The sequence below is a fragment of the Streptomyces sp. NBC_00385 genome (assembly GCF_035917155.1).
Taxonomy (GTDB): Bacteria; Actinomycetota; Actinomycetes; order Streptomycetales; family Streptomycetaceae; genus Streptomyces; species Streptomyces poriferorum.
In genome coordinates this window covers 6,772,054-6,783,340 of record NZ_CP107951.1, presented here as the reverse complement: position 1 = coordinate 6,783,340, position 11,287 = coordinate 6,772,054, and the positions used below count along the sequence as shown (strand labels likewise).

The window sequence follows — 11,287 nt, the reverse complement described above, 5'->3', positions numbered from 1 at the left end:
ACTCATGGGGCACGATTCGTCCCCCTCGTGAAAGCTTGCACAAGCGGCCGCCTACGATGGTGCGCGTGCCCAAGCTGACCCGAGCCGAAGTCGCTCAAGCCGTGCGGAACCCGCTCCTCTACATCGCCGAGCGCTGGACGCCGTCCCCCCGGACCGTCCGCCGTGCGGCGATGTCGGCGGTCGTCATGACCGTCGTCATCGTCGTCACCGGTGGTGCCGTGCGGCTGACCGGTTCCGGCCTCGGCTGCCCGACCTGGCCCAAGTGCACCGACGACAGCCTGACGGCGACCAGCGCCATGGGCTTCCACGGCGCCATCGAGTTCGGCAACCGGATGCTCACCTACGTCCTCTGCGCGGCGGTCGGGTGGGCGATCATCGCCGCCCGGTCCGCCGAGCCGTGGCGCCGCAGCCTCACCCGGCTCGGCTGGACGCAGTTCTGGGTGGTCATGGGCAACGCCGTGCTCGGCGGCATCGTCGTCCTCGTCGGTCTCAACCCGTACACCGTCGCGGCGCACTTCCTGCTGTCCACCGCGCTGCTCACGATCGCCCTGGTGACCTGGCAGCGGGTCGGGGAGGGCGACGAGGCGCCGCGTCCGCTGGTGGGCAAGGCCGTCGCGCAGCTCACCTGGCTGCTGGCGGTCGCCGCCGGGCTGCTGATCGCGGTCGGCACGGTGGTCACGGGGGCCGGGCGGCACGCCGGTGACTCCAGCGACGTCCACCGCATCCCGATCGACTGGAAGATGATCGCGCAGCTCCACGCCGACCTGGCGTGGGTCGTGGTGGCGCTGACCGTCGCGCTCTGGTTCGTCCTGAAGGCCGTCGACGCGCCCGTGGGCCCGCTGCACCGCGTCCGGGACCTGTTCGCGATCCTGATGGCGCAGGGCGTGATCGGGTACGTGCAGTACTTCAACGACACCCCCGAGATCCTGGTCGGCGTGCACATGTTCGGCTCGTGCCTGGTCTGGATCGGCGTGGTCCGCGTCCTGCTGTCGCTGCGCGAGCGGCCGGTGGCCGTCGCCCCGGTGCCCGGGCCGGCGGCCGAGCAGCCGGAGCCGGCGACGGCGGGCTGAGACGCCCCGTCACTCACGTGTCACGAGGTCCGGCCCGTACCCCCGCTCGGGGGCACGGGCCGGACCTCTTCCGGTTCCCGCGCGGCCTGACCCGCGCGGGAACCGGCGTCCGGCCGCTACCCGGTGACCGAGCGCGACACGTTGTACCCCTCCACCACCAGCCGGGGACGGGCCCGCCCCTCGGTGTCGCGGCTCCATTCGGCCTCGATCTCCCGCTGCTCGCCCGGCAGCAGCCAGAGGTAGTTGTCACCGAAGTAGGCCGGGAGCACCCGCCGGTCGGTGCGCCGGTCGCGCAGCGACAGCCGCACCATGGCCGCGACGGTGGCGCCGTCGTTGCGGACGACCGCCCTGAGCTTTCCGCCCGCCCCGCGGCCGTGTCCGGAACCGTCCGACAGCGAGCGGACCGTGACCCGGGTGCGGTCCAGCCTGTTGAGCGCGCCCAGGTCGGAGGCCTCGCGGTAGCGCCAGTAGGTGTTGCGCGACAGGACGGTGCCGCGCGCGTCCCGCAGTTCCAGCCGCAGCAGGTGCAGGGCCGGCAGCCCGTCGCTCCAGCCCACCGCCGCACCGGTCGCGGCGGCCGACGGTGCGAGGTCGAGGGTGCTGTGCACCGGCTTGCCCAGGCGCTGCCCCCGCAGGTCGTACAGGGTCGCGGTGGCGGCCGCCCCCTTGATCGCGCGGGTGGTGTGGTTGACCGCGCCGATCCGCCAGTCGACCGGGTTCACCTGGACGTGCACGGGCTCGGTGCCCTTGCGGACGCCGTGGTAGAAGCCGTTCACGTCCAGGTCGTAGTCGTAGGTCTGCCAGACGGTGCTGTGCCAGGCCGGGTGCGACATCCACAGCAGCAGTCCGGAGGCGTTGTCCCAGAGGCGGGTGTTCCACGCCTCGAACATCGCGCGGCCGTTCTCGTAGTTGATCAGCTGTGCCTTGCGGGTGAAGTCCGCCAGGCCCGTCGCCGCACCCAGCCGCTCCTCGATGGCCGCCTGATAGCCCTGCGGCTGCTGGTTCCCCTTGCGCGCCCAGTCGTGGGCGCCCCACACATCGCCGATGGGCCAGGCCTTCTCGTCGCCGACGAGGTTCTTCATCGACTCCTCGACGGGCAGGACGGGCATGCCGATCTCGGTGTGGAAGCCGAAGTCCCCGGTCCGGAAGTACGAGACCGGGTCGACCCAGTTGTACGGGCCGCGTCCCTTGACCACACCGTCGGCCGAGCTGCCCATGTAGAGGATGCCGGGTGCCTCGGCGGTGACGAGTTCCCGTACTCCGGTGTCGATGTCGGCGGGCGGGGTGCCCTCGTTGGAACCGCACCACACGACGATGCTGGGGTGGTGGCGGTAGGCGCGGACGGTGTCCAGCGCGTTGCGCAGGTACTCCGCGTGGTCCGGCGGGTCCATGGACCAGCCGTTCCAGAAGTCGTTCCAGACCAGCAGGCCGTTCTCGTCGCAGGCGGCGAAGAACTCCTCACGGTTACTGCTGCCCACCCAGTTGCGGATCATCGTGAAGTTCATGTCACGGTGCATCCGTACGGTGTCCTCGGTGCGGCCGTCCAGGGCGCGGCGCAGCAGCTCGTCGTAGCCCCAGTTGCCGCCGCGGCAGAAGACCCGGGTGCCGTTGACGGTGATCTGCAGCTGGCGGACCGGCGGCTGTTCGACGCTCTTGGCCTCGGTCCACTCCTGGCCGTCCGTGGAGACCTGGATGACGAACTTCCGGGCGTACGCGGTCTCCCAGTCGATCACCACCCGGTTCACGGACACGGCGGACCCGAGGTCGGCCTGGATCCACTCGCCGTCGGCGAACTCGGAGGACCAGCGGGTCGTGCGGTCGCCGTCGAACACGCTGGAGGCGGGACCGGTGCCGTCCGACGAGGAGGCCTCGGCCGTCGCCCCCCGGGCCAGGTCCTTGGCAGGGTCGGCGTCGCCGTACACCGAGAACGACCACAGGGACATGCCCCAGTCGGTCGCCCGCTCGGTCCCGACCAGGCGCACATAGCGGGCCTGCCGGGCGTCGAACTCCACGGTCTGGCCGCCGTGTCCGGCGACGAAGTCGACCGGCATGCCGTAGGCGTAGCCGAACTCCCTGATGCCGAAGCGCAGGGTGCGGCGGTCGGTGACCGCTCCGCCGGTCTCCGCCTTCAGCGTGAGGTCGTACAGATCGGGGTTCCCGTAGCCGTTGGGCCACCAGAGCTTCGGTCGCCGCACCCGCAGGGCGGGGTGGTCCTTCGGTGCCAGGACGGCGTCGACGCTCTTCCCGGCCGGCACGGTGACGGACGTGTCGACCCGCACGTCGCCGAACGCGGCGCGCACGGTGACCCGCAGATCCTCGGTGCCGGTGTTGCGGACCGGGACGGTGAGGGTGACCTCGGCGACGTCGAGGGCGGGCAGCTCCGGCAGCGTGGTGGTGATCTGCGGGTCGCCCAGGACGGCGGTACCGGTGGAGCGCAGCCGTACGTGGTTCCAGATGCCCGCGGCCCGGTCGCGCACCGGGGGCATCCAGTCCCAGCCGGAGACGGAGAGATAGGTCGGCCCGTTGCGCATCATCATCGTGGCGCCGGCGTCGAGCCAGGACTCGCCGCCGGGGCCCTTGTCCGCCGGGCTGCCCGGAAGGGGCATGGGGCTGATCCGTACGGCCAGGACGTTGTCCTCGCGGGTGTCGTCGTGCAGGGCGTCGGTGACGTCGAAGGACTCCCGGGCGAAGGGACGGCTCATGGAGCCGATCCGGGTGCCGTTCAGCCAGATCTGCGCCGCGTGGTTGATCCCGTCGAACTCCAGCCGGATCCGGCGGCCGCGGCCGTTGTCGAGACCGCGCGGCAGCCGGAACGCGCGCCGGTACCACCAGGAGTGGCGGGACAGGGCCTCGGGCACCTTGAGGTTGTTGAGGCCGGTCACCGGGTCGGGCAGGTGGCCCTGCTCGACCAGGGAGGCGAGCACGGTGCCGGGGACGGTGGCCGGGAGCCAGCCGGCGGTGTCCACGCCGGAGCCGGAGACGGCCGCGCCGTCGTCGGCCGGTGCGAAGTCGTCCATGGTCAGCGCCCAGCCGGATTCGAGCGGCACGGTGCCGTCGGCCGCCACCGCCAGGGCGGGCGCCGGGGTGCGCGGCATGGACCAGTCGGTCCAGCTCTCGGCGGCGGGACGTCCGCCGGCGGCTCGGCCGTGGATCCGGAAGCCGTTGAGGCCGAGCGGATTGTCGTTGGAGCGCTTCGTGACGGTCAGCCGGACCCAGCGGGCGGTGGCCGGCTTGCCGAGCACGACGGTCATGGCGCCGCCGCGGCCGTCGGTGGCGCGGTGCACCGTGGTCCACGTCCGCTCGTCGTCGGACACCTCCAGGGTGAACGCGACCGCGCAGCTGGAGAGGATCTCGGTCCCGTCCGTGCCGTCGCGGGGGTTGCCGCCCGTGCCGGGGACGAAGGGCGGATCATCCACGGAGGCCTCGAAGACCAGCTCCACCGATTCCACGGTGCAGCGGCCCTGGAGGCCCACGGCGATCCACTGCGGGTCGCCGGGCCCGGCTCGCCAGCCCGTTCCCCGGACACCCGGGACGGCGATGCCGTCGACGGCGAACTCCGGCGCGGTGGCCGCGTAAGCGGTGGAGGAGACCTTGACCGGGCGGGCGGCCGCGAGCTCGGACACCGCCCGGCCGGGCCTGTCCTTGCTGTCGGCCGCGGCGGCGAGGGAGGCGGGCAGCGCGGCGCTGATGCCGAAGGCGGCCAGCACCGTGGTGTTGGCGGCGAGGAACCGGCGCCGGGAGAACGGGGGCACGCGCTCCGTTCCGGGGCTGTCCACTGCTGACCTGACGTCGCTGTCCAGAGGTGTGTCAGCGGGTTGTTCCGGCACTCCGGCCTCCTGGCTGAAGGGAAAGGGCGAGGACTGAAAAGAAATGACAACGTTGTCAGACTCCGGGGGTGAGCCCGGGGTCGAAGTGGGGAGGGAGCAGGCCCGTGGGACCGGCCCGGCCCGTGAGGGCCGCCGGTCTCCGGACGATGCGGCTGTGGCACGGCGACTCACGGGTGGGGCCGGGGTCCTGAGGGACCGTCCGGTACCGGCTGCGCCGTGTGCCCCATTAAAGATCGATTGCCGGGCGCTTGTAAAGAGTTCGCAACGCGCTGGTCACCCGGCCGAAACCCACCGCCCTCACCTCCCGTCCGTTCCCGCTGCCCATGCCGCCGCTTCCGCGTCCAGCAGCCCCGCGAGCCGTGCGGGGTCCGGCAGCGGGCCGTGGTCGCCGGTGACCCGCAGCGCGGCTCCCGCGGTGAGGTGCCCCAGCCGCAGCGCCCGTACGGTGCCCTCCCCGTGCAGCAGCCCGGCGAGGAACCCGGCGGCGAACGCGTCCCCGGCGCCCACCGGTTCGACGACCTCGACCCTGGGCGCAGGCACGGTGTGCGCCCGGCCGCCCTCGAACGCGGTGGCGGCCCGTCCGCCGTCCTTGACGACAAGGATCCTCGGCTGGGGCAGCAGCTCCCGCACGGCGGCCGCGTCGGCCAGCTCCTCGCCCCACAGGGCCTGGGCCTCGTCGAGACCGACGAAGGTGAGGTCCGCCTGCCGGGCGAGGGCGAGCAGCACGCCGGCCGCCGTGCCGTCCGGCCACAGGGCGGCGCGGTGGTTGACGTCGAAGCTGACGGGGCACGGCCGTTCGTCCGCCGGGGGCTCCAGCAGGGCGGCGACCAGCTCGCGGCACCCTGCCGAGAGCGCCGGTGTGATGCCGCTGAGGTGGACGAGCCCGGCCGTGCGCACGGCCTCGTCGTCCAGCAGTTCGGGGGTCAGGGCCGAGGCGGCGGAGCCGCGGCGGTAGTAGTGGACCCGTGTGCCGTCGGTGCCGGGGTCCTTGACGAGGAGTCCGGTCGGGCGCAGCGGGTCCGTGCGCACGCCGCTGACGTCGACCCCGGCGGCGGCCACCTCGGCACGGATCCGGCGGCCGAAGGGGTCGTCGCCGAGGGCGGAGACCCAGCGGGCGGGCACCCCGTGGTCGGCGAGGTACATCGCCACATTGGATTCGGCGCCCGCGACGCGGACTCCGAGCCGGTCGGCGCCCTCCAGCGGCGCGGCGGGTTCCGGCACGAGCGCGGCCATGGTCTCGCCGATGCAGGTCACCGGGGGCCGGACGGGCCACCGGCCCCGCGGACGGTCGGTCGTGGTCATGCGGCACTCCCCTGCCGGTAGGCGGCGGTGGGCAGGCCCGGTACGTCGACCCGTACGCGGAACACCGCGCCGTCCAGCGGTCCGGGAGCGGTGAGGCCGTGCCGGGCGCTGGTGACGTACAGGGTGTCGCCGTCGAGGCAGAGCCCGGCGGGCTGGACCGCCGGCAGCACGATCCGGCGGCCGGGGGTGCCGTCGGCGTGGTAGCGGCGGACGGTGCCGGTGCCCCAGACGGCGGTCCACAGGCCGCCCTCGGCGTCGACCGCCATGCCGTCCGGGCTGCCCTCCTCCAGCACGGCGAAGGTGTCCGGCGCGCCCGGCAGCCCGCTGTCCGGGTCGACGGGGTAGCGGCGGATGACGCCCTTCGTGCTGTCGGCGAGGTACATCGCGCAGCCGTCCGCCGTGAAGACCGGGCCGTTGGGCACGGTGATGCCTTCCAGTACCCGCTCCACCGTGCCGTCGTGACCGGCCCGGTAGAGGGAACCCGCGCCCTCGGCGGCGTCGTACGCCATGCTGCCCGCCCAGAACCGGCCCCGCGGATCGGCGGTGGCGTCGTTCATCCGCATCGCGGCGGCGGCCCCGTCCTCGGGCCGGGCGAGCCACTCGGGGCGGCCGTCCGGACCGATCAGGCAGATGCCGGTACCGGCTGCAGCGATCCAGTGGCCGGGGCGCCCGTGGACGGGGGCGACCGCGCCCAGCGGTTCGGGGAGCCGGGCCAGTTCGGTGAGCGGGGCGGTGCGGTCGTCGGGGCCGGCGAGCAGCCGGCCGGTGAGGATGTCGACGAGGACGACGCGGCCGTCGACCACCCGGATGCCCTCGCCCAGCTCCAGCCGGTCCTGCCACTGGGCGGCCGGCGCTCCGGCGGTCATCGCCCGGCGTCCGCGGACGGGCGTACGGCGTCGAGGAAGGCGCGGGTGCGCTCGCGCAGCGCGTCGGTGCTGCCGCCGTCTGCCGCGTCGCCGATCAGCGGGGAGCCGACGCCCACGGCGGTCGCGCCCCGGGCGAGGTAGGCGCGGGCGGCTTCGGCGTCCACTCCGCCGACCGGGACGAACGGCGCGTCGGGGAACGGCCCGCGCAGCGCCTTGAGATAGCCGGGGCCGCCGGCCTGTGCGGCGGGGAAGAGCTTGAACGCGTCGGCGCCGAGCCGCTGCGCGGCGACGATGTCGCTCGGGGTCATCACTCCGGCCAGGACGGGCAGCCCGAGGCGCTTCGCCTCGGTGACGCCCTCGCAGACGGCGGGGGTGACAACGAAGTCGGCGCCCGCGTCGTGGACGGCTGCCGCGTCCGCCGCGGTCAGGACGGTGCCCGCGCCGAGCGGAGCGGCCGGGCCGAGGGCGGCGCGGGCCCGGCGGATGACGTCGAGGGCGTCCTGTCCGCTGAGGGACACCTCGATGAGCGGGAGTCCCTCCTCGGCCAGGGCGATGACGGTTCTGAGTGCGGCGTCCGCGTCGGCGCCGCGCACGATGGCGACGATCCGGTGGGTGCGCAGCGCGGTCAGCAGCTCCACGAGCGGGGTTACCTTTCCTTCTTCTGTACGGGTGTGATGTGTGCGGTGACGGTGAGACGCCAGCGCACCTCGCCGCCGGGCGGGACGAGTGCCGCGTCCGCGGCCCCGGCGGGGTGCGGTGACGGTGAGACGCCAGCGCACCTCGCCGCCGGGCGGGACGAGTGCCGCGTCCGCGGCCCCGGCGGCCGCCAGTCCGAAGACCCGGCCGAGCATCGGCTCGACGCCGATGGAGCGGTACGGGGTGTGTTCGGGGAAGCCTCCGAGGTTGCGCCACAGCGCGACGGACACCGGCTGTCCCTCGGCCTCGACGGCCAGCCGCAGGACGGCCGGGCCGTCGTGGACGTCCACCTGCGGAGTGCCGATGATCGCGCCGACGGCCGTCCCGTCGTCCGGGCCGAGCCGGTCGAGCCCTGCGGGCCAGGAGCAGGGCGTCCACCGCGCGCCGCCGTCGGAGTAACGGCGGACCGGCGCCCCTTCCCGGATCCCGATGCGGGCGCCCGGCGCGAGGTCGAGCAGGGCGTGGGCGGCCCACAGGAAGCGGTAGCCGGGTTCCGCGGTGAGACGGTAGTCGGCCACCGCCCCGTCCCCGTCGGTTCGGATCAGCCGGCTGATCCGGAAGTCGGGGCAGTCGGCCGTCTCGGTGCCGTCGGGCCCCTGCCGCCAGGGCCGGGACCACGCGTCGCCGTGGTCGGGGGTTCCCCGTACGGTCGGCACGCACTCCTCCAGACCTCCGGCGTCGGCGAAGGCGTCGCCGGGACGGACGCCGGGACGGCGCGGCTCCGGGCGGTGCCAGAGCCATTCGCGGCCGGCCGCCCGCAGAGAGGTCCACCGGCCGCCGTGCTCCGGGTCGGTCTCGATCCGCACGGGCGCCGCTGCGCTCACCACTCGGCGAAGGCGCCGTCGTCCTGGCGCCACACCGGGTTGCGCCAGGCGTGTCCGGCACGGTCGGCCGCGCGTACGGCGCTCTCGTCGACGGTGATGCCGAGCCCCGGCTGCCCGGTCCGCCGGGCGTGGCCGCCCTCGAAGCGGAAGGGTTCGGTGTCCACGACGTAACTGAGCAGGTCGGCCTCCTTGTTGTAGTGGATGCCCCGGCTCTGTTCCTGGATGAGGAAGTTCGGGGTGGCGAAGGCGATCTGGAGGCTGGCGGCGAGGGCGATGGGGCCGAGCGGGCAGTGCGGGGCGAGCTGCGCCCCGAAGGTCTCGGCGAGCGCGCCGATGCGGTGGACCTCGGAGATGCCCCCGGCGTGCGAGAGGTCGGGCTGGGCGACCGCGATGCCTGCCGTCAGCGCGGGCAGGAAGTCGGCCCGTCCGTAGAGCCGTTCGCCGGTGGCGATGGGGACGGAGGTGGCGCCGACGAGCGCGGGCAGCAGATGGCCCTGTTCGGGCAGGAGGGGTTCCTCGACGAACAGCGGGTGCAGCGGCTCGATGGCGTGCAGGACCCGGCGGGCACCGGCGGGTCCGAACCGGCCGTGCATGTCGATGGCCACGTCACGGCCGGGGCCGAGCACCTCGCGGACGGCGGTGACCCGTTCGACGACGGCGGCGGTCTCGGCGGGGGTGGCGAGCGGTGAGGTGCGGCCCGCCGCGTTCATCTTGACGGCGGTGAAGCCGGCCTCGACCTGGGCGGTGACCTCCTCGGCGAGCCGGGCGGGTTCGTCGCCGCCCACCCAGGCGTAGACCCGCACCCGGTCGCGCACGGGGCCGCCGAGCAGGGCGTGCACCGGGGCGCCGTACGTCTTTCCGGCGATGTCCCACAGGGCCTGGTCGATGCCGGCGACGGCGCTGGAGAGTATCGGGCCGCCCCGGTAGAAGCCTCCCTTGCTGAGCACCTGCCAGTGGTCCTGGATGCGCAGCGGATCCTGGCCGATCAGGTATTCGGCGAGGACGTCCACGGCGGCGCGGACCACCTCGGCCCGGCCCTCCACCACGGGTTCGCCCCAGCCGACGACACCCTCGTCGGTCTCGATCCGGCAGAACAGCCAGCGCGGCGGAACGAGAAAGGTCTCGATACGTGTGATCTTCACCGGCCCGCGGTCCCTTCGTCGGTGACCGGGACGGTGCCGTGCACCCGGTCGAGGTCGCGCACGGCCTGGTCGAGCAGGGCCCGCATGGCGCGTTCGGCGGCGGCCGGGTCCCGGTCGCGGACCGCGTCCAGGACGGCTCGGTGGCTGGGGACGGGGTCCTCGCCGTGCTGGGAGCTGTGCACGATCTCGTCGCGGTGGGCGAGGCCGGACTCGATGACCATCTCCATGCGTTCCAGCAGTTCGTTGTGGGTGGCCGCGAGGAGGGCGCGGTGGAAGGCGAGGTCGGCCTCGACCGCGTGGGCCGCGCCGCCCTCCTGTTCGCCCATCGCCGCGATGGCGGCTTCGAGGGTGACCAGGTCCGCGTCGGTGCGGCGTTCGGCCGCGAGCCTGACGGCGGCCGGTTCGATGATGCCGCGGACCTCGCCGAGGTTGCGCAGCAGCGCCAGATCGGTGCCGGAGTCGGTGCCGCCGGCGAACTGCCAGCGCAGTACGTCCGCGTCGAGCAGGTTCCAGTCGGAACGGGCCCGGACGAAGGTGCCGCGCTTCTGGCGCGCGTCGACGATCCCCTTGGCCGCGAGGACCTTCAAGGACTCGCGCAGGGCGGTCAGGCTGACGTCAAGCTCGCCCTGGAGCGCCACGAGGTCGAGTGTCGCCCCTTCGGGGATCTCGCCGCTCAGGACCCGGCGCGCGAGAGTCTCCACGGTCTGGCCGTGCACTCCGCGGCGCGCGTATGGCGTCATGTCTGTGTGCCTTTCTGCTGTGCTGTGCAACGAGTGGGGCCGGGCTGCGGTCAGGCCGAGGCCTTGACGACGGACCAGCCGCCGTCCACGAGCAGGCTCGATCCGGTGATGTAGGACGCTTCGTCGGCGGCGAGGAAGGCGATGGCCGCGGCCGCTTCCCCCGGGGTGCCGAACCGGCCCGCGGCGGTCTCGGCGACGCTCTTGCGCCGGTCCTCCTCCGCCACCCGGTCCCAGGCCGCGGTGAGGATGGGTCCGGGCAGTACGGCGTTGACCCGCACCTCGGGCCCGTACTCCACGGCGAGTTGACCGCACAGGGAGAGCAGCGCGCCCTTGGACGCGGCGTAGGCGGGGTGTCCGGGGATGCCCTTGTGCGCGTGCACCGAGGAGGTCAGCACGACGGCGCCGCGCTGGGCGCGCAGGTCGGGCAGGACCGCCCGGAAGCCGAGGAAGGCTCCGGTGAGGTTGACCGAGAGCTGGCGCTCCCAGGAGTCCACGGTCATCTCGTGGGCGGGGGTGACGTCGACCGTGTAGGCGTTGCTCACCAGGACGCCGACGGGTCCGAAGGTGTGGGCCGCGGCCACGGTCCGCTGCCAGTCGGCCTCGTCGGAGACGTCGGTGCGCACGAAGCGGGCCCGGCCGCCGTCGGCGCGGATGGACGCGGCGACGCTCTCGCCGAGGTCCTGGGCGATGTCCGCGAGGATGACCGCGGCTCCCTCCGCGGCGAGGCGTTCGGCGGTGGCCGCGCCGATGCCCGAGGCGGCTCCGGTGACGACGGCCACCTTGTCGGCGAAACGGGGGTGTGCGTTCATGGGGCGGGTCG

At 73.9% G+C, this 11,287-nt stretch carries 8 protein-coding genes; 1 reads left to right on the top strand and 7 read right to left on the bottom strand.

Annotated features, from left to right (window positions below):
* The first annotated feature begins 56 nt into the window (after window positions 1-56).
* The gene (locus OG959_RS30210; RefSeq protein WP_326663565.1) at window positions 57-1,070 is read left to right on the top strand and encodes a COX15/CtaA family protein; all 1,014 of its coding nucleotides are present in this window, start codon (window positions 57-59) and stop codon (window positions 1,068-1,070) included.
* A 116-nt stretch (window positions 1,071-1,186) separates the two neighbouring features.
* On the opposite strand, the gene OG959_RS30205 is transcribed toward OG959_RS30210, so the two are convergent.
* The 7 genes from OG959_RS30205 to OG959_RS30175 all read right to left on the bottom strand — a co-directional run bounded on the left by OG959_RS30205 (window position 1,187) and on the right by OG959_RS30175 (window position 11,276).
* Complete coding sequence (locus OG959_RS30205) at window positions 1,187-4,822, bottom strand: discoidin domain-containing protein (protein WP_326663563.1); 3,636 nt, start codon at window positions 4,820-4,822, stop codon at window positions 1,187-1,189.
* Between the two features lie 372 nt (window positions 4,823-5,194).
* Window positions 5,195-6,199 (bottom strand): sugar kinase, encoded by a 1,005-nt coding sequence (locus tag OG959_RS30200; protein WP_326663561.1) that lies wholly within the window; start codon window positions 6,197-6,199, stop codon window positions 5,195-5,197.
* Window positions 6,196-7,065, bottom strand: coding sequence for an SMP-30/gluconolactonase/LRE family protein (locus OG959_RS30195; RefSeq protein WP_326663559.1), 870 nt, complete (start codon window positions 7,063-7,065; stop codon window positions 6,196-6,198). Before OG959_RS30195 ends, OG959_RS30200 begins: the two co-directional genes overlap by 4 nt.
* Complete coding sequence (locus OG959_RS30190; protein WP_326666697.1) at window positions 7,062-7,703, bottom strand: bifunctional 4-hydroxy-2-oxoglutarate aldolase/2-dehydro-3-deoxy-phosphogluconate aldolase; 642 nt, start codon at window positions 7,701-7,703, stop codon at window positions 7,062-7,064. Before OG959_RS30190 ends, OG959_RS30195 begins: the two co-directional genes overlap by 4 nt.
* An 878-nt stretch (window positions 7,704-8,581) precedes the next feature.
* Entirely contained in the window at window positions 8,582-9,727 is a 1,146-nt protein-coding gene (gene dgoD / locus OG959_RS30185) for a galactonate dehydratase (RefSeq protein ID WP_326663557.1), read from the bottom strand.
* On the bottom strand, window positions 9,724-10,467 hold the full coding sequence (locus OG959_RS30180) for a FadR/GntR family transcriptional regulator (RefSeq protein WP_326663555.1): 744 nt from the start codon (window positions 10,465-10,467) through the stop codon (window positions 9,724-9,726). The genes dgoD and OG959_RS30180 overlap by 4 nt, the downstream gene beginning before the upstream one ends.
* 50 nt (window positions 10,468-10,517) lie before the next feature.
* Window positions 10,518-11,276 (bottom strand): SDR family NAD(P)-dependent oxidoreductase, encoded by a 759-nt coding sequence (locus OG959_RS30175; RefSeq protein ID WP_326663553.1) that lies wholly within the window; start codon window positions 11,274-11,276, stop codon window positions 10,518-10,520.
* Between the last annotated feature and the right edge of the window lie 11 nt (window positions 11,277-11,287).